Source organism: Nonomuraea endophytica (genome assembly GCF_014203235.1).
GTDB classification, from domain to species: domain Bacteria; phylum Actinomycetota; class Actinomycetes; order Streptosporangiales; family Streptosporangiaceae; genus Nonomuraea; species Nonomuraea endophytica.
The window spans coordinates 288,125-311,723 of sequence record NZ_JACHIN010000001.1; the positions used below are offsets into that span (position 1 = coordinate 288,125).

A 23,599-nucleotide genomic window follows, 5' to 3' on the forward strand; every position below is an offset into this window, starting at 1 on the left:
CGCCGCCGAGAAGCTGGAGCTGCTCGCGCTCATCAGCTATTACGTCGCCGGCTACACCACGCAGGCCAACCCGGCCGAGCAACCCGGCGAGGAGTGGATCAACGGCGTCGCCGCCTTCGTCACCTCACGCCTGGAGACCGGGGAGTTCCCGCACATCCAGCAACTCCTGGACGGTGGTGACGCCGAAACCTTCGTCCGCCGGCTCGACACGCAGATGGCCGGCGACGAACGGTTCGAGCGCGGGCTCACGCGGATCCTCGACGGGATCGAGGCCGAGCTCGGGCGGCGATGGCCTGCCCGCGACACTTTGTGATCTCATGGCAGGTGAGCCGATTCCTACGCGGAGGGCGATGCCGTGAAACCCGGTCCGATTCTCGCGATCGTCGCTGGAGTGCTCGTCAACATCGGGGTCGTCACCGTCGTCGTCTACACGCTGGTGATCGGCGCCGCGACCTCCAGGCTCCCCTGGAAGTCCCTCAACGAGTCGTTCGCGTTGCAACCGGTCCTCGACCTGCGGCCCGCGCCCTGCGCGGCCGGCTGGATCACCAGCCAGGACAACGCCGCCTGCTACCAGCTCGACCAGGCCACGATGGTCACCGCCGAGAAGGCGACGGCGAACTTCGGCGCGTCGTCGGGGCAGTGGGTCATCCAGGTGACGCTGAACGAGGCTGACGGGCGCGAGTTCACGGCACTGACCGAGAAGGTCCACCAGCTGCCCCAACCACGCAACCAACTCGCCATCGTCATCGACGGCAAGGTGATCAGCGCGCCGTCCGTCCTGGAGCCGATTCCCGGACGAACACTGGAGATCACCGGCGGTTTCGACAGGAAAAGCGCCGAGGAACTGGCCGCACGGCTGGGCGGCGGCTAACCCCCGAGGAACTGGCCGCACACGGCTGGACGGCGGCTGAGCCGCTTAGGACAGTTCGGCGGCCTCGGCTCGCAGCTTCTCGCCCTTCGCGTACGCCTGCCGCTTCAGGTCCTCCTGGAAGACGACCATGCGCTGCCTGAGCGCCGCGTCGGAGGCGGCCAGGATGCGGACGGCCAGCAGCCCGGCGTTTCGGGCGCCGCCGATCGCGACCGTGGCGACCGGCACCCCGGCCGGCATCTGGACGATGGACATCAGGGAGTCCATCCCGTCCAGGTACTTCAGCGGCACCGGCACCCCGATCACCGGCAGCGGGGTCACCGAGGCGAGCATCCCGGGCAGGTGGGCCGCGCCGCCTGCGCCGGCGATGATGACGCGGACGCCGCGGGTGTCGGCCTGCCGGCCGTACTCGATCATCTCGGTAGGCATGCGGTGCGCGGAGACCACGTCGGCCTCGAAGGGGACGCCGAACTCCGCGACCGCCTCGGCGGCCGCCTTCATCACGGGCCAGTCCGAGTCGCTGCCCATCACGATGCCGATCATGTGTATTCCCCTGTCGTGAGGTAGACGGCGGCGTGGCGGGCGCGGGCCCGTACCTCGTCGAGGTCCTTGCCGAGGGCGGTCACGTGACCGATCTTGCGGCCGGGACGCACGTCCTTGCCGTAGAAGTGGACCTTGACGGCGGGGTCGTGGGCCATCACGTGTTCGTAGCGTTTGAAGAGGTCGGGGTCGTCCCCGCCGAGCAGGTTGGCCATGACCACGTAGGGGGCTGTCATGGTCGGCGAGCCCAGCGGCAGGTCGAGCACGGCGCGCAGGTGCTGCTCGAACTGGGAGGTCAGCGCGCCCTCGATGGTCCAGTGGCCGCTGTTGTGGGGGCGCATGGCCAGCTCGTTGACGACCAGGCCGTGCTCGGTCTCGAACATCTCGACGGCCAGCAGGCCGGTCACGCCCAGCTCGTGGGCGATCTTCAGGGCGATGCGCTGGGCCTGGGCGGCGTCCTCGGAGTCGAGCATCGGGGCGGGGGCGATGACCTCGACGCAGATGCCGTCCTCCTGGACGGTCTCCACCACGGGATAGCTGACGCCCTGGCCGTGGGGCGAGCGGGCCACCAGCACGGCCAGCTCCCGCTCGAACGGCACGAAAGCCTCGGCCATCAGCGGAATCCCGCTCTGGAACGCCTCCCTGACCTGGGCGGCGTCCCGGCACACCCACACGCCGCGCCCGTCATAGCCGCCCCTGACCGCCTTCAGCACGACCGGCCAGCCGTGCTCGGCGGCGAACCGCTCCACGTCACCGGGCTCGGCCACCCGCGACCACGCGGGGCACGGCGCGCCGATCGCGGTGAGCCGCTCGCGCATGACCGCTTTGTCCTGCGCGTGGACGAGCGCGTCGGCTCCAGGGTGTACGGCGTGCCCGTCGGCGGCCAGTTCCCTGATGTGCTCGGTGGGCACGTGCTCGTGGTCGAAGGTGATCGCGTCACAGCCCTTGGCGAACTCGCGCAGCTCGCTCAGGTCGCGGTAGTCACCGACGCGGGTGTCGACGATCACCCGGGCCGCGCTCTCGTCGAGCGCGTTGGCCAGCACGCGGAGTTCGACACCGAGCGCGATCGCGGGCTGCTGCGTCATCCTGGCCAGCTGACCGGCGCCCACGACACCGACGACCGGACCGATGGGGCGGTAAGAGGGGCTGCTCACGTGCCCAGAGCATACCGTCGCCCACTGTCACGGCCGTACGTCGGCCAGGTCCCTGCGCAGCGCCACGGTCCGCACCTTGTTGTCCGGGGTCAGCTCGGTGACCAGGCTGACGAGCTCGATCCCGGTCAGCCTGTCCAGCTCGCTCTTGCCGGTGAAGGCGCGCAGGTCGGCCTTGCCGTACCGGGGATGGGCGGCGCCGCGCTGCCGGAAGGTCAGCCGCAGCGTGTGGAAGACCAGCATCGACGCGCCCGCCCCGATCGTGCGCGGCACGTCGAGGAGCTCCACGTCGACGGTCAGCCGGTCGGGACGCACCCGGGCGGGCTCGGCGGCGAGTTCGTCGCGCAGCTTCCGCACCGGGTCCGCGTCGGGGAAGCGCACCCCCGACAGCCCGGCCGGGTCGGTGAGGTACGTCAGGTGACGCTGCGGCACCAGCCTGGCCCGCCGCACAGTGGCCGGATCGGGCCCGCCGCCCGAAGTAGAGCCGCCCGAAGTAGAGCCGGACGAGGTAGCGCCGGGCGAATTGGCGCCGAACGAGGTAGCGCCCGACGAAGTGGATCCGCCCGGAGTGGCGACGGTCGACGTGGCGCTGCCCGGAGTGGCGACGGGCGACGTGGCGCTGCCCGAGCCGGTGAGCGGGACGGGGCCGAAGCCGAGGCGCCATCCGTCGCGGGCCTGGACGAAGACGAAGTAGGCGGGCTCCGGCTCGCCGGCCAGAGCGGCGAACCAGCCGCCCTCCTCCGGCAGCAGGAAGGCCGGCTCGGAGTAGGTGGTCCGGGAAGGAGCTGGGCGGCCGTTCCGGGTCGCCGCACAGGCACGGCCGCCCAGCGTCTTCTCCACCCAGGCCGTCGCGATGACCACCGCGGCGCAGTCGCGCTCGCGCCAGGCCCGGTCGAGGCCGGCGAGCGAGGCGAAGGTCCGCGCGGCGGTGGCCTCGTCGATCCGCTGGGCGGTGGACGGTGTTCGCGAGGTCAGTCCGGCGGCCGGTGGAGGGGCCGTGCCGCCGCAACCGGCCGTCGCCATGGACAGGCCGGCGAGCAGGGCGATCAGTTGACGCGGCAAGGAGGAGTCCCTGAGGTCATGGCCGTCCGGGGTCATGTCCCCGAGCTGAACCGCACACTAGTGCCCCAGAAATGCAAATACCCGTCATAGGACGATATTTGTAGACCCCTAGTTTGGTGCGTGGTTGATGATTCGTGTTGAGGCTAGGGGTCCGCCCCCCGACCTGGACCGGTACCCTGGGAGCGACGTTGCCGGATATGCGCAGTGGATCGGAAAGGACCGAGGACGAGACGTGGAGTTTGTGAAGCGCCTCTACCAGCGGTTCGCCACCCTGGTTCACGAGCTGGCCAAGTTCGGCACGATCGGCGCGCTCGCCTTCGTCGTCGACTTCGTCGCCCTCAACCTGTTCCGGCAGGGCTTCGGCCCGCTGACCTCGCTGGTGTTCGCGACGATCATCTCCACCACCTTCGCCTACGTGGGCAACCGCTGGTGGACCTTCCGGCACCGCGAGCAGAGCGGCCTCGGCCGAGAATACTTCCTGTTCTTCCTGTTCAACGGCATCGCCCTGCTGATCAGGCTGCTGGTGACCGGCTTCACCACCTACACGCTCGGCCTGCACGACCTGCTGAGCTACAACATCGCCAACGTCATCGGCGTCGGCCTCGGCACCCTGTTCCGCTTCTGGTCCTACAAGCGCTGGGTGTTCCTGGAGGCCACGGAGCCGGTCCCCGCCGAGCTGCCCGAGGTCGAGACCCGGCAGCGGTGACCGAACCGCACGCTGGCCGCTGAGGCCTCAGGCGGGTCCGGTCACCACCCGGCTCGGGCGCTTCTCCTCCGCCGGGCGCAGGAACAACGAGAACACCGCGGGGCGGCGCCGTACGAGCTCCAGCCTTCCGCCGTCGGCGGCGGCCAGCGCGCGGGCGAGCGTCAGCCCGAGACCGGTGCCGCCACCCCCGCTGACGTTGCGCTCGAACACCCGTCCTGCCAGGTCGTCGGCGATGCCGGGGCCCTCGTCGGCCACCTCGATGACCACGTAGTTGTCGCTGCGGCTGGTCGAGACCTTGACCGTGCCGCCGCCGTGGCGCAGGGAGTTCTCCAGGAGCGAGGCGACGACCTGGCCGAGGCCGCCGGTGGTGCCCAGCGCCTCCAGGCCACGCTCGCCTTCCAGCAGCAGGTCGCGCCCGCTGCCGCGGAAGACCGGCCCCCACTCGGTGACCTGCTGGACGAGCACGTCGTCCACGGTGATGGGCTCGGCCTGGGAGTGCCGCTGCCTGCGGGCGGCGGCGAGCAGTTCGTCGATCACCGCGGTGAGCCGCTCGGCCTGCACGATGGCTGCGTCGCCCTCCTCGCGCACGACCTCGGGGTGGTCGGCCGCGGCCACGATCTCCTCCAGGCGCATGGTCAGCCCGGTCAGGGGCGTGCGCAACTGGTGGGAGGCGTCGGTGGCGAACTCCCGCTCGCGGGTGAGCAGGTCGGAGATCCGGGTGGCGCTGCGGTCGAGGACCTCCGCCACCCGGTCGAGTTCTGGTATGCCGTAGCGGTGTTTGCTGGGCCGGGCGTCACCTGAGCCCAGCCGTTCGGCGATCTTGGCAAGGTCCTGGAGGGGGAGCGTCAACCTGCGGGACTGGACGATGGCCAGCCCCACGGCGACGGCCAGAGCCGCGACGGCCAGAGCCACGATGAGGAGCAGGCGTGCGCGCACGTCCTGCTCCACCTGGTCCTTGTCGCGGCTCACCCGGACGTAGATGCCGCTTTCCGACTGGGCGTCCTCCGTCATCTGGTGACCGGACGGCGGCGGCGCGCCGACGATGGTCGCCTTGGGGGGGTTGCCCCGCTCGTAGATCTGGATATATCGCTCTGGATACTTCTGCTCCAGCTGCTGGGGGTCGAGAGGCGTGTCCTGGATGCGAGCGTATTCGACCTCACCCACCAGCCGCGTCGCCTCCGCCCTGAGCTCCTGGGAAGCCTCGTCGACGATCAGGCGGCTGACCACGAGGCCCAAGGGGACCCCGAGCAGCAGAACCGCGATGACGGCGACGAGCAGGGTGGAGGAGAGCAGGCGGCGGCGCATCGCCTACTCGCGTTCGAAGCGGAAGCCGACTCCCCGGACGGTGGTGATGTAGCGGGGCTTGGCGGCGTCGTCGCCCAGCTTGCGGCGCAGCCAGGAGATGTGCATGTCGAGGGTCTTGGTGGAACCCCACCAGTTGGTGTCCCAGACCTCCCTCATGATTTGCTCCCGGGTGACGACCTTCCCCGCGTCACGCACCAGCACGCGCAGCAGGTCGAACTCCTTGGTGGTCAGGTGCAGCTCCTTGTCGCCCATCCAGGCTCGGCGGGAGTCGGCGTCGATGCGGACGCCCTGCACGACCGGGGTCTCCGAGGTGCCGCGGCGCAGCAGCGCCCGCACCCTGGCCAGCAGCTCCGCCAGGCGGAACGGCTTGGTGACGTAGTCGTCGGCGCCGGCGTCGAGCCCGACGACGGTGTCGACCTCGTCGACGCGTGCGGTCAGGATCAGCACCGGCGTGCCGTGGCCTTCGGCCCGGATCCGGCGAGCGACCTCCAAGCCGTCCATTTCCGGTAGTCCGAGATCGAGAACTATGAGATCGATGCCGCCCGACAGGGCCCTCTCCAGGGCCTGCGGGCCGTCGGGGCTCACCTCAACCTGATAGCCCTCGCGACGCAGGGCGCGCGCGAGCGGCTCGGAGATCGAGGTGTCATCCTCGGCGAGAAGTACGCAGGTCATGAAGCGATCGTAGGACCTTAGGCGATCGTTTCCCGGGCACAGCGCGCGGTTTGACTTGTCGTTGACCTATCCATTGACCTGGGCAAACGATGATATACGTTGGTTATTGGCGATTTACCCACCCGGCCAAACACCCCCATGCCCCTCCCCATCTGATGGGCTTGTGGGCCCTCGGCGTGTCGCACGGGGATCCGGCTTCGCCGTAAAGGGAAGAGAAACGCCCGCCGGAACCCCGGCGGGCGCTTGGTGAATCCTCTAGCTCGCGGACGGCGGCTCCGCGTAGCGGGCGAGGTAAAGCTGCTCGCCCAGCGACTGGATCAGAGCCAGCTCCGTCTCCAGGTAGTCGATGTGGTGCTCCTCGTCGGCGAGGATGTCCTCGAAGATGCGCGCGGAGGTCGCGTCACCCTTCTCCCGCATGAGCAGGATCGCCGGCCGGAGCCGCTCCACCACCGACAACTCGACGTCCAGGTCCGCCTTGAGCTGCTCTTCGACCGTCTGTCCGATGTGCAGCGTGCCCAGCCGCTGGTAGTTGGGCAGGCCCTCAAGGAAGAGGATGCGGTCGGTGAGGCGCTCGGCGTGCCGCATCTCGTCGATCGACTCGGCGCGCGTGTGCTCGGCGAGCTTGGTGTAACCCCAGTTCTCCTGCATTTTCGCGTGCAGGAAGTACTGGTTGATCGCGGTGAGCTCGGCGGTGAGCTGCTCGTTGAGCAACTCGATGATCTGCTTGTCGCCCTGCATGGACGGGCCCCTCGTGCTAAGCGGTCGTCAGTTCTTCAGACCGCTTCAGGATCGCACAGATCTTGCGCACGCAAGATGCACAGTCGCCGCCGGCGCCTGTGGTGTCGCGGATCTGCCGCACACTCTTGGCGCCGGACGCGATGCAGTCGTGGACCTCGTTCTCGGTCACAGCACGACAAACGCATACGTACATCCGGGGGAAGCCTCTCGCACGATATATAAGGTTAGGCACGCCTAAGGTACCTCACTTCGGTAAGGCTTGCCTATGTTAGGTGTGCCACACGGACACTACCTACCAGAGAGGACATTCCCCCTAGGGGATATGTTTCAGTGACCCCGCTTGATCCATTCCTCCAGGTGCGGGGCCTCCGCGCCGATCGAGGTCGAGTCGCCGTGACCGGTGTGGACGCGGGTCTCGGCGGGCAGCGTCAGCAACCGCTCCTTGATCGACTCGACGATCGTCGGGAAGGAGGAGTACGACCTGCCGGTCGCGCCCGGACCTCCGTTGAAGAGCGTGTCGCCGCTGAACAGCGCGGTGAGCTCCGGCGCGTAGAGGCAGACAGCACCCGGCGAGTGGCCCGGGGTGTGGATCACCCGCAGCTCGATCCCGCCGACCTCCAGCTTGTCGCCGTCACTCAGCGGCTCGTACGTCACGGAGTCGCCGTAGACCTGCTCCCACAGCACCTGGTCGGCCGGGTGCAGCAGGATCGGCGCGTCCAGCTCGGCGGCGGCGTTGATGTGGTCGTTGTGGGCATGCGTGCAGACGACCGCCTTGATCCGGCGCCCGCCCACACGCTCGGCGATCGCCGCCGCGGAGTGCGCCGCGTCGATGACGATCACCTCGCGGGCGTCGCCGACCAGCCAGACGTTGTTGTCGACCTCCCAGGTCCCGCCGTCCAGCGAGAACGTCCCCGAAGTGATCACTTTGTCGATCATGCGTTGTCTCCTAGGCAGGCGGGCGGAACGGTCACAGCACCACCACCGACCGCAGCACCTCGCCCCGGTGCATCTTGGCGAACGCCTCCTCCACCTGGTCCAGCGCGATCTCCTCCGAGACGAACTTGTCCAGCGGCAACCGGTTCTGCAGGAACAGGTCGACGAGCATGGGGAAGTCCCTGGAGGGCAGGCAGTCGCCGTACCAGGAGGACTTGAGCGCGCCGCCGCGGCCGAAGACGTCGAGCAGCGGCAGCTCCAGCGTCATCTCCGGCGTCGGCACGCCGACCAGCACGACGGTGCCGGCCAGGTCGCGGGCGTAGAAGGCCTGCTTGTAGGTCTCGGGCCGGCCGACGGCCTCGATCACGACGTCGGCGCCGTTGCCGCCGGTCAGCTCGCGGATCGCCTCGACGGGGTCCTGCGAGCGGGAGTTGACGGTGTGGGTGGCGCCGAAGCCCTTGGCCAGCTCCAGCTTGCGGTCGTCCACGTCAACGGCGATGATCGTCCCCGCGCCGGCCAGCGAGGAGCCCAGGACGGCCGCGTCGCCGACGCCGCCGCAGCCGATCACGGCCACGCTGTCGCCCCTGCCGACGCCGCCGGTGTTGATCGCGGCGCCGATGCCGGCCATGACGCCGCAGCCCAGCAGCCCGGCCACCTGCGCCGGCGCCTCGGCCGAGACCTTGGTGCACTGACCGGCGGCGACCAGCGTCTTCTGCAGGAACGCGCCGATGCCCAGGGCGGGCGAGAGCTCGGTGCCGTCGGCCAGCGTCATCTTCTGCTTGGCGTTGTGGGTGGCGAAGCAGTACCAGGGACGGCCGCGCAGGCAGGCGCGGCACTGGCCGCAGACCGCGCGCCAGTTGAGGATCACGAAGTCGCCCGGCTCCAGCCCGGTGACGCCCTCGCCGACCGCCTCGACGGTGCCGGCGGCCTCGTGCCCGAGCAGGAACGGGAAGTCGTCGTTGATGCCGCCCTCCCGGTAGTGAAGGTCGGTGTGGCAGACGCCGCACGCCTGCACGTTCACCACCGCCTCGCCGGGACCCGGGTCCGGCACCAGCACGGTCTCGACGGATACTTCCTGGCCCTTGCCTCTGGCGATGACGCCACTGACTTCGTACGGCATGCCAGTCATCTTCCTTTCAAGAGGAAGATCTTCGCAAGACATAGGGCTGCACCACGCCGAGCCCCCGAGCAGGGCGACGCCGGATCCTGAGCACGTCGAGACCCGGCTGCCCGGCGAGCTCTGCGGCCAGTCCCGCGTCCACGACGATCGTGCCGGGACGGGCGATGGCGGTGAGCCGGGCGGCGAGGTTCACGGTGGTGCCGAAGACGTCGCCCATCATCTGCAGCACCGGCCCGTAGGCCAGGCCGATGCGTAGTTCGTCCGCCTCGACCAGGTCGAGCGCGATCCGCGCGGCCACCTCCGCGGACGGCGCGCTGAACAGCACCTCGTCGCCGAGCGTCTTGACCAGCCGGGCGCCGTGGGCGGCCACCACGTCCGCCGCCCGCGCCTCGAAGCCTTCCACCAGCGCCGCAAGCTGCCGTTCGTCGAGGTCGCGGGCGCGCCGGGTGAAGGAGACCAGGTCGGCGAAGCCCACCGCGATGTTGACCTTGGCCGTCTCGGTCTCGTCGCTGGTGTCGGCCAGCGCGAGCATCCTGGTGCCCGCGGCGGCCAGTTGTGCCCGCCAGACGTGCACGAGCACGTGCTCGAAGTCGGGCAGCAGGTTCTGGGCGGTCTCCAGCACCGCCGCCAGCTCGCTGTCGCTGGCCTCGGTGTCCTTGGGCAGCATCGCGCCGACCATGATCTCGGCCTGCCACTGCGCCAGCCTGGCGGTGGTACGGCCCAGCGCGCGGGTCATGCGCAGCACGGTCTGCTCGTCGAGCAGGCCGCTGTCGAGCATGGTGCGCACCCGCCCGAGCGCGGCCACGTCGGCGTCGCTGAAGGCCACCGCGTCGTCGGACAGCGTGGCGAAGCCGAGCGCGCGCCAGATCCGCTCGGCCAGCTCCTGGGAGACCCCGGACTTGGCGGCCACCTCCGCGCGCGTGTAGCGGGCGGGCGTGCCGACCAGCAGCCGCTCGATCTCCTCGGCCGTGGGCCGGCCCGGTGTCTCCACGCCCGCCGGCTACTTGCCGTCGACCTCGCCGTCGGAGACGTCCTCGACGGCGCGGAACAGGTCGGCTCGGACGTCCTGGATCTGCGGGATGTCACGCAGCGCGAGCTGCCCCTGGTCGCTGGCCGATTCCACGGTCAGCGTGCCGCAGCCCAGGATGCGCTCGGCGAACGACTGGTCGGAGCTGACCGAGTTGACCTTGGTCAGCGGGATCTCGTCCGTCGACTTGTTCAGCACGCCGGTGCTGATCGTGAAGCGGTGGGTGGTCAGGACGTAGCCGGTGTTCTTCCACTGCAGGTAGGGGACGAACGACCAGATCGTCAGCAGCAGGATCGCGACGATGCCGATCGCGATCCTGCCGTAGGTGGAGTATTGCCAGTCGCCGGGCACGAAGTAGATCGCGACCCCGGAGGCGATGACGATGAGCACCAGCGCGGCGAAGGGCCCGATCAGCCGCTTCCAGTGCGGGTTGAAGGCCCGGATGCGGCGCTCGCCCTGCGTCAAGTGGTGGTCTGGGAGAGTCATGCGGAAATCGTGCCACTCTACGGTGCCGGTCGCACGTGAACGACATCACCCGCGCTCAACGTGTGACCCTTGCCGTCGGCCTCGACCTGCAGGTGGCCGTTGGGGTCGACGCCGGTGGCCACGCCCTCCAGGACCCGCTCGCCGGGCAGCTCGACCCTGATGCGGCGGCCGATCGTCGCGCAGGAGGCCTGGTAGGCGGCGCGCAGCCCGCAGGCGTCGGCGTCGCCGTCGGCCTCGGTCCAGTCGCGGTAGTGGCTCTCCAGCTCGCGCAGGACCGCTCTGATCAGCGGGTCGCGGTCGACGCAGGCGGCCTCCTCGACGGCCAGTGAGGTGGCGGTCTCGACGGGCAGCTCGGCCGGTTGGAGCGAGACGTTGAGCCCCATCCCGATCACCACCGCGTCGTCGATCCGCTCGGCCAGCACCCCCGCCAGCTTGCGCTCGCCGATCAGCAGGTCGTTGGGCCACTTGAGCCGCACGTCCACCTCGGCCAGGCGGCGCACCGCCGAGGCGGCGGCCACGCCGAACAGCAGCGGCAGCCAGCCGTGCCGGACCTGCGGGACAGTCGGCCGCAGCAGGACGGAGAACGTCAGGCCGGAGCGCGCGGGCGCGTTCCACACCCGGCCCAGGCGGCCGCGGCCGGCGAGCTGGGTTTCGGCGATGAGCACGGCGCCCTGCTCCGCGCCGCCGCGGGCGGCCTGGGCCAGGTCGGCGTTGGTGGAGCCGGTGCTGTCGACGACGGTGATGCCGGTCCACAGGCCGCCGGGCCGTACCAGAGCGCGGTTGAGCGCGCCCTGGGACAGAGGCGGGCGATCGAGGTCGGAGTAACGCGAGTCAGCCACGTCCACCATCTTCCTACGGCCTGGTCCCCAGCTTCGAGCGGAGGGGAGAATGGGGAGATGAGCAAGCTTCTTGACCCGCGTAACTGGGCGTCTTGGCGGCCGTTCGGCATCGGGCTGCGCAAGCCGAACAACTATCTGGAGTTGTGGAAGGCGTTCAAATCGGTCAAGGGCAACAGGCGCTACGCCTGGCGCATTCTCAACCAGGGAACCTGCGACGGCTGCGCGCTCGGGACCCAGGGCATGCGCGACTGGACGATGGACGAGATCCACCTGTGCAACATCCGGCTGCGCCTGCTGCCGCTCAACACGATGCCGGCGCTGAAGTACAAGGCGCTCAAGGACGTCTCCGGGCTTCGTGGCAAGAAGAGCGCGGAGTTGCGGGAGCTGGGGCGGCTGCCGTACCCGATGATCAGGAGGGCGGGAGAGGCGGGCTTCACCCGCGTCTCGTGGGAGGAGGCGCTGGAGGTGGCGGCGCGGCACCTGCGTGAGGCGAGGTTCGGTGTTTACCTGACCAGCCGTGGTGTGCCGAACGAGAACTACTTCGCGGCGCAGAAGGCGGTGCGCGCGATGGGCAGCAACAACGTCGACAACGCCGCGCGCATCTGCCACTCGCCCTCGACGGTGGCGCTGAAGCAGACGATCGGGGCGGCGGCCACGACCTGCTCCTACACCGACTGGATCGGCTCCGACCTGATCGTGTTCATCGGGTCGAACCCGTCCAACAACCAGCCGGTGGCGATGAAGTACCTCTACCACGCCAAGAAGGCCGGGACCCGGATCGCGATGGTCAACGCCTACCGCGAGCCGGGCATGGACAAGTACTGGGTGCCGTCCAACGCGGAGTCGGCGGTGTTCGGCACGAAGATCACCGACGAGTTCTTCGGCGTCAACGTGGGCGGCGACATCGGCTTCCTCAACGGGGTGCTGAAGCATCTGATCGAGAAGGGCTGGGTGGACGAGGAGTTCGTCCGCTCGCGCACGAAGGGCTTCGACGAGGTACGGCAGGCCGTCGCGGCCCAGTCGTGGGAGTCGCTGGAGGCGCTGTCCGGCTCCACCAGGGCCGAGATGCTGCGCATGGCGGAGCTGCTCGGCCGGGCCCGCTCGGCGGTGCTGGTGTGGTCGATGGGGATCACGCAGCACTCGTTCGGCGAGGACAACGTGCGCTCGATCGTGAACCTGGCGCTGGCGCGCGGGTTCGTGGGGCGTGACAACTGCGGGCTGATGCCGATCCGGGGCCACAGCGGGGTGCAGGGCGGGGCGGAGATGGGCGCGTACGCGACGGGCCTGCCGGGTGGCCTGCCGATCAACCCACCCAACGCCACGAAATTTACGGACATGTGGGGCTTCGAGGTGCCCAACTCCCCCGGGCTCACCGCGACCGAGATGATCGACGCGGCGCACGCCGGCGAGCTGGACGTGCTGATCTCCTCCGGCGGCAACTTCCTCGAGGTGCTGCCCGATCCGGCCTACTGTCGCGAGGCGCTGTCGCGGCTGAAGCTGCGGGTGCACGTGGACATCGTGCTGTCCTCGCAGATGCTGGTGCCGAGCGCGGGCGACGTGCTGCTGCTGCCCGCGCAGACCCGCTACGAGATGGTCGGCGGCGTGACCGAGACCTCCACCGAGCGTCGCATCATCTTCTCTCCCGAGGTGGAGGGCCCGAGGATCGGCGAGGCCTGGCCGGAGTGGAAGATCTTCACCGAACTGGCCGCCCGCGTCCGCCCGGAAATTTCCGGAAAAATCACTTATACAGGGACGCCCGATATCCGCGAGGACATCGAGCGGGCCGTCCCCTTCTACAAGGGAATCGCGGGCCTGCGGGTGTTCGGCGACAACGTCCAGTACGGCGGCCGCCACCTCTTCGCCGACGGCCGCTTCCAGACCGCCGACGGCCTGGCCGCCTTCTCCCCGGTCACACCGCCATCGCCGGAGCGTCCCGACGGGTCGTTCATGGTGGCCACGCGGCGCGGCAAGCAGTTCAACAGCATGGTCCACGAGCGCCGCGACGGCTTCAACGGCGCGATGCGCGAGGCCGTGCTCATGAGCGCCTACGACGCCGACCGCCTCGGCCTGCCCGACGGCGCGCCCGTGGAGCTCACCGCGCTCAGCTCGCTCGGCGACCGGCAGCGCACCTACCGGGGCAAGGTGCTCCGGGCCCCGCTGATGCCCGGCAACCTGCAGATCCACTGGCCGGAGGGCAACGTGCTGCTGGACGAGTCCCGCCGCTCCCCCGACGCCAAGATCCCCGACTACAACGCCCTGGTCACGGTGAAGCAGCTGTGAGCGAGCGCCCCGGGCCCACCACCCGCGTACGGATCCGGGAGATCACCGGGTCCGAGGCCCGCGACCGCCGCGACGACCTGGCCACCGAGGAGCCGCTGGAGATCCGCCTGCAGTCCGGCAGGGAGCGCAGGACGGCCGCGATCACCATGCGCACGCCGGGGCACGACTTCGAGCTGGCCGCCGGGTTCCTGCACGGCGAGGGGATCGCGGAGCCGGGCGAGATCGCGGCGATCGGCTACTGCACCGACGAGGATGTGCAGCCCGAGGCCCGCTACAACGTCGTCACGGTCCGGCTCAACACCCCGATCCCCGATCTGCCCGCGCTGGAACGCCACTTCCTCACCTCCAGCGCGTGCGGGATCTGCGGCTCGGCCAGCCTCGACGCGCTGCGGCACCGCTGCTCGCCGGTCGCGCCGCCGGAGCTGGGGCTGACCCAGGAGGTGCTGTACGGCCTGCCGTACCGGCTGCGGGAGTCGCAGGGCGTGTTCGGCAAGACCGGCGGCCTGCACGCGGCGGGCCTGTTCTCGGCGGGCGGCGAGCTGGTGGCCACGCGCGAGGACGTGGGCCGGCACAACGCCGTCGACAAGCTGGTCGGCTGGGCCGGGCTGCGCGGCGAGCTGCCGCTGGCGGCGAACGTCCTGATGGTCAGCGGCCGCGCCAGCTACGAGATCATGCAGAAGGCGCTGGCCGCCGGCATCCCGGTGGTGTGCGCGGTCTCGGCTCCGTCGTCGCTGGCTGTGGACCTGGCGAGGGAGTTCGGCATGACGCTCGTGGGCTTCCTGCGCGGCGAGCGCTGCAACGTCTACGCGGGGATGGAGCGCATCAAGGTCGCCTAGATGTGGAACAAAGCATTCCGTTCTGATAGAGTTTCATCAGAACGGAACGCTTCGCTTCCCGAAGGAGACCTCCCATGGCCGAGATCCGCCCCTACCGCATCGACGTCTCCCAGGCCGACCTCGACGACCTGAAGGCCCGCCTGGCCAGGACCCGCTACACCGACGAACTGCCCGACGCCGGCGAGGACTACGGCGTGAGCGCCGGCCGGGTCCGCCGCATGGTCGAGCACCTGCGCGACGTGTTCGACTGGCGCGCGCTGGAGGCCAGGCTCAACGCCTTCCCGCAGTTCACGACCGAGATCGACGGCCAGAACGTGCACTTCTTCCACATCCGCTCCGCCAACGAGGACGCGCTGCCGCTGGTGCTGACCCACGGCTGGCCGGGCACCGCCCTGGAGTACGTCGAGGTGATCGAGCCGCTGTCGCGTGACTTTCACCTGGTCATCCCGTCCGTGCCCGGTTTCGGCTTCTCGGGTCCGACCACGGAGCGCGGCTGGAACGCCGCCCGTGTCGCGGGCGCCTGGGCCGAGCTGATGAAGCGCCTGGGCTACGACCGCTACGGCGCCGTGGGCAACGACGGGGGCTCGATCGTCACGCCGTACATCGGCAGGCTCGACCCCGAGCACGCGGTCGCCCTGCACGTCACCCAGATCTTCTCCTTCCCCTCCGGCGACCCGGCCGAGTTCGAGGGGCTGAGCGAGGAGGACATGGGCAGGGTCCAGTTCCTGCAGACCTTCTGGGAGACCATGGGCGCGTTCAACACGATGCAGTCCCAGGCCCCGCAGACGCTCGCGCACGCCCTCGCCGACTCCCCCGCCGGCCTGCTCGGCTGGATGGGCCAGCTCATGGGCGAGGAGCTCGGCATCGACTGGGCGGTGAGCAACATCGCCGTCCACTGGCTGTACGGCACCGCCGCCTCCTCGGCCCGCTTCTACTACGAGAACGCCAAGCTGGAGCAGCCCGCCGAGCCGACCACGGCGCCGATCGGGCTGGCCAACTTCGCCAACGACTTCCAGTCGATCAGGCGCTTCGCCGAGCGCGACCACAAGAACATCGCCCAGTGGAACTTCTACGACGTCGGCGGCCACTACGCCGCGCACGAGGTCCCGGAGGTGTTCGCGCAGGATGTGCGCGACTTCTTCGCGCGGTGGAACGCGGAATGAACCTTTCCGCATAGGGCCGTAGCGTCAGCGCTACGGCCCTTTCGCATGAGTGTGGGGCACTCCCAAAGATCTTGACCAAACAGTGGAATGAAGCATTCCGCTCTGCTATTGTTGGAACAGAACAAGCCGTTCCGATCCAGGAGGAACACCATGACCGTCCTCGACACCCGACCAGTGGCCGCAGCCGCCGCTCCCGAGCAGCCCTCGGCCTACAAGTGGCGCTGGCCGGCCCTGGGCGTGATCATGACCGGCTCCGTCATGGAGCTGCTGGACGCCACGGTCACCCACATCGCGGGCCCGACCATGAGGAACGACTTCGGCGCCGGCAACGCGTTCATCCAATGGCTGGGCGCCGCGTACATCCTGGCCATGACCGCGGGCCTGCTGACCGGCGGCCGGCTGGGCGACATCGTGGGACGCCGGCGGATGTTCCTCATCGGGATGATCGGCTTCACGGTCGGCTCGCTGCTCTGCGCGGTCTCCGTCTCGCCGGAGATGATCATCGCGGCCCGGGTCATGCAGGGCCTGTTCGGCGCGGCCATGATCCCCCAGGGCATGGGGATGATGAAGGAGATGTTCCCGCCCAAGGAGCTGGCGAGCGCGTTCGGGCTGATCGGCCCGGTCATGGGACTGTCGGCCATCGGCGGCCCGATCCTGGCCGGGTGGCTGGTCAGCGCCGACCTGTTCGGCACCGGCTGGCGGATGATCTTCCTGATCAACCTGCCGATCGGCGTGGCCGCGGTCTTCGCGGCGCTGCGCTTCCTGCCGAAGACCCCGCCGATCGGCGGCGTCAAGCTCGACCTGCCCGGCGCGATCCTCGCCTCCGCCGGCGTCGTCCTGATGGTCTTCCCGCTGGTCCAGGGCCAGGAGCACGGCTGGCCGTGGTGGTCGTTCGCGCTGATGGCCGCCTCGGTCGTCACCCTCGTCGTCTTCGTCGCCTACGAGAAGCGCCGGGCCGCCCGCGGCGGCGACCCGCTGGTGGCGCCCTCGCTCTTCCGCAAGCCCGCGTTCCTGTCCGGCATGGCCGTCGGCACCGTCTACTTCGCCGCCTTCGGCGGGGTGTTCATGGTCATCGGCCTCTACACCCAGCTCATGCTCCACTACGACCCGCTGAAGGCCGCGCTGACCGGCGTCCCCTCCTCCCTCGGCATGATCGTGGGCATGATCGTCGCCCAGTCCACCCAGCGCTTCGGCCGCAAGGTCCTGCTGGCCGGCGCCGTCATCATGGCCCTGGCGGTCGTGGCCCTGCTGATCGTGGCCGAGCCGGGCGTCACCCCCTGGCAGCTCGCTCCGGCCCTGCTCTTCGTCGGCCTCGGCAGCGGCATGATCATGGGCCCGTACTTCAACATCGTCCTGGCCGCGGTGGACCCGCAGGAGACCGGCTCGGCCTCCGGCACGCTGACCGCGCTCCAGCAGGTGGGCAACGCGCTCGGCCTGGCCGTACTCGGGACCGTCTTCTTCGGGACCGGCAGCGCCGAGATCACCTTCGCGGTGGCGGCGGGCATGATCGTGGTCACCTTCCTCGTCGGGCTGATGCTTCCCAAGCAGGCCCGCCAGGACGCCGAGTTCGTGCACTAGGGATTTCGGACGAAGGGGCCCGGCGATTTCGCCGGGCCCTTTCCGACTTTGGATGGAGCCGTCCGCACCCTCGGACGGATGCGGGGCCACCCCGCCGGTCCGTAGCGTCACGGACATGACCACCACGGCGCCGGCTTTAAGGCGCATCCATGAGATCGACGCCGTCCGCGGCTTCGCGCTGGGCGGCATCCTCGTCGCGAACATCAGCTTCTTCGCCGACCCCGGGCTGTCCGTGGCCATCTCCAGCATGGACTTCAACCGCGACCCGGTGAGCCTGACGGTCCAGACGCTGGTGCTGACGAAGTTCTACGTCATCTTCTCGTTCATGTTCGGCTACTCCTTCACGATGCAGATGCGCTCGTGGGGCGAGAAGGTCAAGCCGCGGATGCTCCGCCGCTGCCTCGGGTTGTTCCTGCTCGGCGTCACCCAGGGCATCCTGTTCTGGATCGGCGACATCCTCACGCTCTACGCCGCGCTCGGCCTGATCCTGCTGGCGCTGCGCAACGTCCGGCCGAGAACCGCCGTCAAGATCGGCTGCTGGATCATCGGCGTCATGTCGGCGATCTGGCTCATCCTCGCCGGGCTGACCATGCTCGACCCCTCGGCCGGCGTGACGACGCCGCCCGACCCCGCCGTCATGGCCGCCGCGCAGGCGCAGGTCACCGGCAGCCCGCTGAGCTTCCTGCAGTTCCAGCTGCAGACCTACCCGATGCTGGCGGCGTTCGTCTGGTTCGGCCAGGGCCCGATGGCGATGGCGTTGTTCCTGTTCGGCATGGCCGCGGGCAAGTCGCGGCTGCTGGAGGACCGCGAGCGCTGGGCGCGCCTCGCACCGCGCGTCCTCTGGATCGGGTACGGCGTCGGCCTCCCGGCAGCCGTCTTCTTCACCTGGTCCAGCCACGACGAGGGCGCGCTGCAACTCGTCGGCCTGGCGCTCAACAACATCCTGTCCCTGCCCTTGGCCGCCGCGTACGTGGTGACGCTCCTGCTGCTCGTGCGGCGGCTGCCGGCCGTCGGCGCCGCGCTCGCCCCGGCGGGCCGGGCCGCCGCCTCCAACTACATCGGGCAGTCCATCCTGCAGTGCCTCGTCTTCACCGGGTACGGGCTGGCGCTCGGCGGCAGGCTGACGCCGATCGCGGTGATCGGCGTCGCCGCGGCGATCTACACGGTTCTGCTGCTGCTGAGCGCCTGGTGGATGCGTCACCACCGCTACGGCCCGATCGAACGGGTCCTGCGGGGGTTCACCCAGTATTCTGCAGACCCGCAGCCACTCCGTTGACCGACAGCAGGAGCAGCGTCGAGAGCCGCTCGGCCTCCCGCTCGGAGACCTCGCCCTTGCGCAGCGCGGTGAGCGCCCGCAGTTGCAGGTGCGACAGGGCGTCCACGTAGGGGTCGCGCAGCTGCACCGCCCGCGAGAGCACCTTGCGGTTCTCCAGCAGCCGGGTGTGCCCGGTGACCTGCAGCACCAGCTTGCGGGTGAGGTCGTACTCGGCCATCACCTGCCCGGCGAAGTCGTTCCGGCCGCCGAGCGCGAGATAGCGCTCGGCGATCGAGCGGTCGGTCTTGGCCAGCGACATCTCGGCGTTGTCCAGCATCGCGTTGAACAACGGCCACTCCTCGTACGCCGCCCGCAGCTCCTCGACCGAGGCGACCGAGGCCAGCCCGCTGCCCAGGCCGTACCAGCCGGGCAGGTTCACCCGGGTCTGCGCCCAGGCGAACACCCACGGGATGGCCCGCAGATCGTCCAGCGACCGGGGCGCGCCGAGCCCGCGCCGGGCCGGGCGGGAGCCGAGCCGCAGCGAGCCGATCTCCTCCAGCGGGCTGACCAGCGCGAACCACTCGGGGAAGCCCGGCGCCTCGGTCAGCGCGCGATAGGCGCCCTCGGAGGCGGAGGCCACCTGCTCGGCCAGCGAACGGAAGCGCGCGGCGGCAGCGGCGGTACGGCTGCCGTTGGTGGGCGAGGAGGCCAGCAGCACGGCGTTGGCCACCTGCTCCATGTGCCGCCTGGCGATCGCCATGTGGCCGTAGCGGGCGAAGATGACCTCACCCTGCTCGGTCACCTTGAAGCGTCCGGCGACCGAGCCGGGTGCCTGGGCCAGCACCGCCCGGTTGGCCGGGCCACCGCCACGGCCGAGCGCGCCGCCACGGCCGTGGAACAGGCGCAGCTTCACCTCGTGCTCGCGGGCCCACTCGGTGAGGCGCTCCTGGGTCTGGTAGAGCTTGAGCGTGGCCGCGGCCGGACCGAGCTCCTTGGCCGAGTCCGAGTAGCCCAGCATGATCTCCATGCGCCGCCCGGTGGTGTCCAGCCGGGTCTGAACCTTCGGGATCTCCAGCATGCCGGTGAGCACACCGGGAGCGTTGTCGAGGTCCGCGCCCGACTCGAACAGCGGCACCACGTCGAGCACCGGCGCCCGCATGCCCAGCGCCGCCTCGGCCAGCTCGTAGACGGCGGCCACGTCATCGGCCGAACGGGTGAAGGAGACGACATACCGGGAGCAGGCGTTCACGCCGAAGCGCTCCTGGATCCAGGAGATCACCCGGATCGTGGACAGCACCTCCTCGGTGATCGGCGACAGCGCGCCGCCCGCCCTGATCTCCGCCAGAGCCGTCGCGTGCACCTGCGAGTGCTGGCGTACCTCCAGCTCGGCCAGGTGGAAGCCGAACGTCTCCACCTGCCAGATCAGATGCTGCAGCTCGCCGTACGCCTGCCGGGCGGCGTGCCCGGCCAGCGACTCCTGGGCCAGCCTGAGGTCGGCCAGCAGCTCGGCGGGGGCGCGGTAGGCCAGGTCGAGGTCGCGCTGGTTGGTGGCCGAGATGCGCGCGGCGACGTAGAGCAGCCACTGGCGGTGCGGCTCCTGCGGCGAGCGGGTGGCCAGCTCGGAGACCAGGTCGGGGTGCGCGTCCTCGGCGGTGGAGATCGCCGAGCGCAGCTCACGCGACGGCGCGGCGTACTGGGCGTTGGCGGTGAGCGTGCGGGCGATGCGGGTGGTGGCGGTCTCCAGCGCGGTGAGCACGTGCTCGGCCTGGATGAGCACGGCCTCGCGGGTGACCTTCGCGGTCACGTTGGGGTTGCCGTCGCGGTCGCCGCCGATCCAGCTTCCATAGCGGATGAACGGCCGCGCCAGCGGCGACCTGGTCCCGGTGCCCTCGCCGAGCGCCGCGTCCAGCGAGCGGTAGACCTGCGGCACCACCCGGAACAACGTCTCGTCGAAGGCGGCCATCGCGGTGCGTACCTCGTCGAGCGGGTCGAGCTTGGTGTCGCGCAGCTGGGCGGTGCGCCAGAGCAGGTCGATCTCCTCCAGCAGCCGCCGCAGGCTCTCCTCGCGCTCCGAGGCGCCCCGGCCGGGCGAGTTGTACTCGGTCAGCTGGGTGCTGACGCGCTGGATCGCGGTGACGACCGCGCGCCTGCGCGCCTCCGTCGGGTGCGCGGTGAGCACCGGGTGCAGCTCCAGCTCCTCCACGAGCTCCTGCACGCGCGCGGTGCCGAGCTCCTGTACGGCGTGCGCCAGCGACTCCTTCAGCACCTCGCCCTCGGCGTCGCGCTCCCGGAGCGTCCTGATGCGGTAGTGCTCCTCGGCCAGGTTCGCCAGATGGAAGTAACAGGTGAAGGCCCGCGCGATGAGCACCGCCCGGTCGATCTCCCACTCGGCGACCATCGCGGCGATCTCGTCGGCGGAGGCCTCTCCCCTCCTGGCGGCGATCACGGCCTTGCGCAGCCGCTCGACGTCGGCCAGCAGGTCCTTGCCGCCCTGCTCGGCGATCACGTCCCCGAGCAGCCTGCCGAGCAGTTTCACGTCTCGGCGGAGCTCGTCTGGCATCTCGACGACAGCGGCGCTACGGCGTTCAACTGCCTGGTCAGTCATGTTTCGAAGGGTACAGAGTGCCCGTGAACGAGCGCAGACCGGTCTCACCTAATGGACTAGACCACTGCTCACGTGGGACGGGACACCGCGGCCAGCACCTCGGGCATGCGCGCGTGACCCACCGTGGCCGCCAGCCTCCGGCCGAAGTACTCGACCGCGAGGCCGTACGGCAGGGCCGCCACGCTCACCCACGCCACCCCGAACAGCACCGGCAGCACCAGCGGCAGGCTCAGCCCGGCGATGCCGATCATGGCGGCGAACGACCCGGCGAACGCCTGCCCGCCCTGGCCCGGGGCGGCGCCGGTGAAGGCGTTGAGCCGGTCGGGCACCGTGTACGGCAGGATCACGCTGGTCATGGAGGCCACGCCTAGGCCCACGCCGTACACGCCCCATGCGGTCAGGGCGGCGGGCAGGATGGCCGACGGCGTGCCCGCGAACAGGGAGACGGCCACGGTCATGAGGGCCAGCAGGGGCAGCGCGATGAGCGCCGCGGCCAGATGCCGTCCGGCCAGGTCGGTGCGCAGGCCGCGCTCGTCGCCGAACGCGACCGTGTTCATCCACAGGGAGCGGCCGTCGATGCCGAAGGCGTTGCACGACTGCAGCGCGAGCATCAGCGCGCCCAGGCACGCGGGCCCGATCACCAGCGGCAGGCCGCCGCCCCCGCCGGACTGACCGGTGATGGAGAAGGCGATCACGCCGGTGACCACGATGGAGGCGAACCAGCCGACGCGGAAGCGCGGGTCGCGGCGGATGTACTTGAGCTCCTTGGTGACCACGGCGGCGAGCGGGCCGTCGGGCAGGAAGCGGTCGACGATCCCGCTGGAGCGGCGGACCGAGGCCGACTGGGTGGAGGCGTCCGCGGTGACGAGCGCGTGGGCCAGCGCCTTGATCCAGAGCCAGCCGATCAGGACCACGAGCACCGCGAGGACGAGCAGTTCTGCCAGGCCGATCAGGCCGCCGTCGGCGATGGCGTGGGCGGCCAGGCCGGGCGGCGTCCAGCGGAGCACTCCCGCGGTGCTGGTGATGAGCGCGACCGGGTCGCCGAGCCCCCGGTTGGCGATGAGGTTGGGCAACTGGAACAGCAGCACCGCGAAGATGGCCGCCACGGCCAGCGCGTCCCGGCCGCGACGCGAGCGCAGCGCGCCCGAAAGGGCCGTGGTGATCAGCCTGGAGGTGACCAGGCAGAGGGCGAACTGCAGGAACACCGCCCCGATCCCGACGAGCACGCCGCCGATCCCGCTCGCCAGCCCGACCAGCGCGCCGATCGTGATGATCAGGGTGGCGGCGGGCCAGACGCCGGTCGCGGAGGCGGCGAACATGCCGACGGCCAGCCGCCCCGTGCGCAGGGGGAACAGCGAGAGCCTGGCCGGGTCGAGCGTGTCGTCCAGCCCGAACGCCAGCAGCGGGACGATCGCCCAGCCGATCCAGAACATCGTGAACGCGAGAATGGCCAGGTCGGTGGCCATCGCGGGCTCGGCAAGACGCAGCAGGCTCATCAGCAGGAACCCGAGAGCCGCCACCGCGATCGCGGCGAGCAGGGTGAAGACGAAGCCCAGCTTGCGCGCGAGGTCCCCGCGCAGGTTCCCGGCGACCAGCCGCAGCTTGAGCCGCGCGAACAGCAGCGCCGTGCTCACCGCTCACCACCGGCGCTCGGGCTCTCCTCCGCCGCGGCACCGTTGGCGCCGAGCCAGGTCAGGCCCGCGTCACCGGCCCGCTTCGGGCCGCCGACGAGGTCGAGGAAGGCCTGGTTGAGCGTACGGTCCCCGCGTACCTGGGCCAGCGGGCCCTGGGCCACGATGTGACCGGCGCTCATCACCGACACCCAGTCGCACAGCCGCTCCACCAGGTCCATGACGTGGCTGGAGAAGATGACCGTCGAGCCGGAGGCGGTGAAGCGCTGGAGCACGTCGGTCAGCGTGTTGGCGCTGACCGGGTCGACGCCCTCGAACGGCTCGTCCAGGAACAGCACCGACGGGTTGTGCAGCAGCGCGGCGGCCAGGCCGATCTTCTTGCGCATGCCGGTGGAGTAGTCGACGACGAGCTTGTCGGCGGCCTCGCGCAGGTCCATGACGCCGAGCAGTTCCTCGGTGCGCTGCTCGACCTCGGCCATGGGGATGGCGCGCAGCCGTCCGTTGTAGTGGAGCAGCTCGCGGCCGGACAGCCGCTCGAACAGCCGCAGGCCCTCCGGCAGCACGCCGACCCTGGCCTTGACCTGGACCGGATCTCGCCAGACGTCCAGGCCGTCGATCACCGCCCGGCCGCCGTCCGGACGCAGCAGTCCGGTGATCATGCTGAGTGTGGTGGTCTTGCCCGCGCCGTTGGGCCCGACCAGGCCGGCGAAGCTTCCCGCCGGCACCACCAGGTCCACTCCCGCGACCGCGATCTGCTGGCCGTAGCGCTTGAAGAGCCCCTGCGTGTGAACCGCCTCCGTCATG

At 70.1% G+C, this 23,599-nt stretch carries 23 protein-coding genes; 8 read left to right on the forward strand and 15 right to left on the reverse strand.

Annotated elements, in window-relative coordinates; genetic code table 11:
• Nucleotides 1-31: 31 nt before the first annotated feature.
• On the forward strand, nucleotides 32-313 hold the full coding sequence (locus tag HNR40_RS57775) for a TetR/AcrR family transcriptional regulator C-terminal domain-containing protein (protein ID WP_376773453.1): 282 nt from the start codon (nucleotides 32-34) through the stop codon (nucleotides 311-313).
• A gap of 42 nt (nucleotides 314-355) precedes the next feature.
• Complete coding sequence (locus HNR40_RS01285; protein ID WP_184957794.1) at nucleotides 356-871, forward strand: SecDF P1 head subdomain-containing protein; 516 nt, start codon at nucleotides 356-358, stop codon at nucleotides 869-871.
• A gap of 45 nt (nucleotides 872-916) precedes the next feature.
• On the opposite strand, the gene purE is transcribed toward HNR40_RS01285, so the two are convergent.
• From purE to HNR40_RS01300, 3 genes are read right to left on the reverse strand one after another with little or no spacing between them, the layout of a single operon-like run.
• Nucleotides 917-1,411, reverse strand: a complete 495-nt coding sequence (gene purE / locus HNR40_RS01290) for a 5-(carboxyamino)imidazole ribonucleotide mutase (RefSeq protein ID WP_184957795.1) — start codon at nucleotides 1,409-1,411, stop codon at nucleotides 917-919.
• Nucleotides 1,408-2,562, reverse strand: a complete 1,155-nt coding sequence (locus HNR40_RS01295; protein WP_184957796.1) for a 5-(carboxyamino)imidazole ribonucleotide synthase — start codon at nucleotides 2,560-2,562, stop codon at nucleotides 1,408-1,410. The genes purE and HNR40_RS01295 overlap by 4 nt, the downstream gene beginning before the upstream one ends.
• A gap of 27 nt (nucleotides 2,563-2,589) precedes the next feature.
• Nucleotides 2,590-3,621: a hypothetical protein gene (locus HNR40_RS01300; protein ID WP_184957797.1), complete on the reverse strand. Its 1,032-nt coding sequence runs from the start codon at nucleotides 3,619-3,621 to the stop codon at nucleotides 2,590-2,592.
• A gap of 232 nt (nucleotides 3,622-3,853) precedes the next feature.
• On the opposite strand from HNR40_RS01300, the gene HNR40_RS01305 reads away from it, so the two are divergent.
• Nucleotides 3,854-4,327, forward strand: coding sequence for a GtrA family protein (locus tag HNR40_RS01305; protein ID WP_312896142.1), 474 nt, complete (start codon nucleotides 3,854-3,856; stop codon nucleotides 4,325-4,327).
• A 27-nt stretch (nucleotides 4,328-4,354) separates the two neighbouring features.
• Here HNR40_RS01305 and HNR40_RS01310 read toward each other — a convergent pair whose 3' ends face one another.
• From HNR40_RS01310 to HNR40_RS01350, 9 genes are all read right to left on the reverse strand, one after another.
• On the reverse strand, nucleotides 4,355-5,632 hold the full coding sequence (locus tag HNR40_RS01310; protein WP_184957799.1) for an ATP-binding protein: 1,278 nt from the start codon (nucleotides 5,630-5,632) through the stop codon (nucleotides 4,355-4,357).
• A gap of 3 nt (nucleotides 5,633-5,635) precedes the next feature.
• On the reverse strand, nucleotides 5,636-6,304 hold the full coding sequence (locus HNR40_RS01315; RefSeq protein WP_012888073.1) for a response regulator transcription factor: 669 nt from the start codon (nucleotides 6,302-6,304) through the stop codon (nucleotides 5,636-5,638).
• 255 nt (nucleotides 6,305-6,559) lie between these two features.
• Nucleotides 6,560-7,042: a bacterioferritin gene (gene bfr / locus HNR40_RS01320; RefSeq protein WP_184957800.1), complete on the reverse strand. Its 483-nt coding sequence runs from the start codon at nucleotides 7,040-7,042 to the stop codon at nucleotides 6,560-6,562.
• Nucleotides 7,043-7,058: 16 nt separating this feature from the next.
• Complete coding sequence (locus HNR40_RS01325; RefSeq protein WP_184957801.1) at nucleotides 7,059-7,235, reverse strand: (2Fe-2S)-binding protein; 177 nt, start codon at nucleotides 7,233-7,235, stop codon at nucleotides 7,059-7,061.
• A 134-nt stretch (nucleotides 7,236-7,369) separates the two neighbouring features.
• A complete protein-coding gene (locus HNR40_RS01330; protein ID WP_184957802.1) occupies nucleotides 7,370-7,978 on the reverse strand; it encodes an MBL fold metallo-hydrolase in 609 nt (202 codons plus the stop codon).
• Nucleotides 7,979-8,009: 31 nt separating this feature from the next.
• Complete coding sequence (locus HNR40_RS01335) at nucleotides 8,010-9,095, reverse strand: S-(hydroxymethyl)mycothiol dehydrogenase (RefSeq protein WP_184957803.1); 1,086 nt, start codon at nucleotides 9,093-9,095, stop codon at nucleotides 8,010-8,012.
• Between the two features lie 16 nt (nucleotides 9,096-9,111).
• A complete protein-coding gene (locus tag HNR40_RS01340) occupies nucleotides 9,112-10,086 on the reverse strand; it encodes an adenylate/guanylate cyclase domain-containing protein (RefSeq protein ID WP_184957804.1) in 975 nt (324 codons plus the stop codon).
• 9 nt (nucleotides 10,087-10,095) lie between these two features.
• On the reverse strand, nucleotides 10,096-10,608 hold the full coding sequence (locus HNR40_RS01345; protein ID WP_184957805.1) for a PH domain-containing protein: 513 nt from the start codon (nucleotides 10,606-10,608) through the stop codon (nucleotides 10,096-10,098).
• Between the two features lie 17 nt (nucleotides 10,609-10,625).
• Nucleotides 10,626-11,456 carry a biotin--[acetyl-CoA-carboxylase] ligase gene (locus tag HNR40_RS01350; protein WP_221339880.1) on the reverse strand — a complete coding sequence of 277 codons (831 nt, stop codon included), beginning with the start codon at nucleotides 11,454-11,456 and terminating at the stop codon, nucleotides 10,626-10,628.
• Between the two features lie 48 nt (nucleotides 11,457-11,504).
• Between HNR40_RS01350 and HNR40_RS01355 the strand changes: the two genes are divergently transcribed.
• From HNR40_RS01355 to HNR40_RS01375, 5 genes are all read left to right on the forward strand, one after another.
• Nucleotides 11,505-13,727, forward strand: coding sequence for an FdhF/YdeP family oxidoreductase (locus HNR40_RS01355; protein ID WP_184957807.1), 2,223 nt, complete (start codon nucleotides 11,505-11,507; stop codon nucleotides 13,725-13,727).
• Nucleotides 13,724-14,563, forward strand: coding sequence for a formate dehydrogenase accessory sulfurtransferase FdhD (gene fdhD, locus HNR40_RS01360; protein ID WP_184957808.1), 840 nt, complete (start codon nucleotides 13,724-13,726; stop codon nucleotides 14,561-14,563). Before HNR40_RS01355 ends, fdhD begins: the two co-directional genes overlap by 4 nt.
• Nucleotides 14,564-14,637: 74 nt before the next feature.
• Entirely contained in the window at nucleotides 14,638-15,726 is a 1,089-nt protein-coding gene (locus HNR40_RS01365) for an epoxide hydrolase family protein (protein ID WP_184957809.1), read from the forward strand.
• A gap of 150 nt (nucleotides 15,727-15,876) precedes the next feature.
• A complete protein-coding gene (locus HNR40_RS01370) occupies nucleotides 15,877-17,304 on the forward strand; it encodes an MFS transporter (protein ID WP_184957810.1) in 1,428 nt (475 codons plus the stop codon).
• A gap of 115 nt (nucleotides 17,305-17,419) precedes the next feature.
• Nucleotides 17,420-18,580, forward strand: a complete 1,161-nt coding sequence (locus tag HNR40_RS01375) for a DUF418 domain-containing protein (protein WP_184957811.1) — start codon at nucleotides 17,420-17,422, stop codon at nucleotides 18,578-18,580.
• On the opposite strand, the gene HNR40_RS01380 is transcribed toward HNR40_RS01375, so the two are convergent.
• From HNR40_RS01380 to HNR40_RS01390, 3 genes are all read right to left on the reverse strand, one after another.
• Nucleotides 18,543-21,164: a phosphoenolpyruvate carboxylase gene (locus tag HNR40_RS01380; RefSeq protein ID WP_184957812.1), complete on the reverse strand. Its 2,622-nt coding sequence runs from the start codon at nucleotides 21,162-21,164 to the stop codon at nucleotides 18,543-18,545. The two genes, HNR40_RS01375 and HNR40_RS01380, sit on opposite strands and share 38 nt — an antisense overlap.
• Before the next feature lie 68 nt (nucleotides 21,165-21,232).
• Nucleotides 21,233-22,798, reverse strand: coding sequence for a hypothetical protein (locus HNR40_RS01385; RefSeq protein WP_184957813.1), 1,566 nt, complete (start codon nucleotides 22,796-22,798; stop codon nucleotides 21,233-21,235).
• Complete coding sequence (locus HNR40_RS01390) at nucleotides 22,795-23,598, reverse strand: ABC transporter ATP-binding protein (RefSeq protein WP_184957814.1); 804 nt, start codon at nucleotides 23,596-23,598, stop codon at nucleotides 22,795-22,797. The genes HNR40_RS01385 and HNR40_RS01390 overlap by 4 nt, the downstream gene beginning before the upstream one ends.
• Nucleotide 23,599 lies beyond the last annotated feature (1 nt).

Coding starts and splice junctions, on each gene's coding strand:
- purE (WP_184957795.1), bottom strand. CDS start 1,411: ATGATCGGCATCGTGATGGGCAGCGACTCGGACTGGCCCGTGATGAAG.
- HNR40_RS01310 (WP_184957799.1), bottom strand. CDS start 5,632: ATGCGCCGCCGCCTGCTCTCCTCCACCCTGCTCGTCGCCGTCATCGCG.
- HNR40_RS01315 (WP_012888073.1), bottom strand. CDS start 6,304: ATGACCTGCGTACTTCTCGCCGAGGATGACACCTCGATCTCCGAGCCG.
- bfr (WP_184957800.1), bottom strand. CDS start 7,042: ATGCAGGGCGACAAGCAGATCATCGAGTTGCTCAACGAGCAGCTCACC.
- HNR40_RS01325 (WP_184957801.1), bottom strand. CDS start 7,235: ATGTACGTATGCGTTTGTCGTGCTGTGACCGAGAACGAGGTCCACGAC.
- HNR40_RS01330 (WP_184957802.1), bottom strand. CDS start 7,978: ATGATCGACAAAGTGATCACTTCGGGGACGTTCTCGCTGGACGGCGGG.
- HNR40_RS01335 (WP_184957803.1), bottom strand. CDS start 9,095: ATGCCGTACGAAGTCAGTGGCGTCATCGCCAGAGGCAAGGGCCAGGAA.
- HNR40_RS01345 (WP_184957805.1), bottom strand. CDS start 10,608: ATGACTCTCCCAGACCACCACTTGACGCAGGGCGAGCGCCGCATCCGG.
- HNR40_RS01350 (WP_221339880.1), bottom strand. CDS start 11,456: ATGGTGGACGTGGCTGACTCGCGTTACTCCGACCTCGATCGCCCGCCT.
- HNR40_RS01355 (WP_184957807.1), top strand. CDS start 11,505: ATGAGCAAGCTTCTTGACCCGCGTAACTGGGCGTCTTGGCGGCCGTTC.
- HNR40_RS01365 (WP_184957809.1), top strand. CDS start 14,638: ATGGCCGAGATCCGCCCCTACCGCATCGACGTCTCCCAGGCCGACCTC.
- HNR40_RS01370 (WP_184957810.1), top strand. CDS start 15,877: ATGACCGTCCTCGACACCCGACCAGTGGCCGCAGCCGCCGCTCCCGAG.
- HNR40_RS01375 (WP_184957811.1), top strand. CDS start 17,420: ATGACCACCACGGCGCCGGCTTTAAGGCGCATCCATGAGATCGACGCC.
- HNR40_RS01380 (WP_184957812.1), bottom strand. CDS start 21,164: ATGACTGACCAGGCAGTTGAACGCCGTAGCGCCGCTGTCGTCGAGATG.
- HNR40_RS01390 (WP_184957814.1), bottom strand. CDS start 23,598: ATGACGGAGGCGGTTCACACGCAGGGGCTCTTCAAGCGCTACGGCCAG.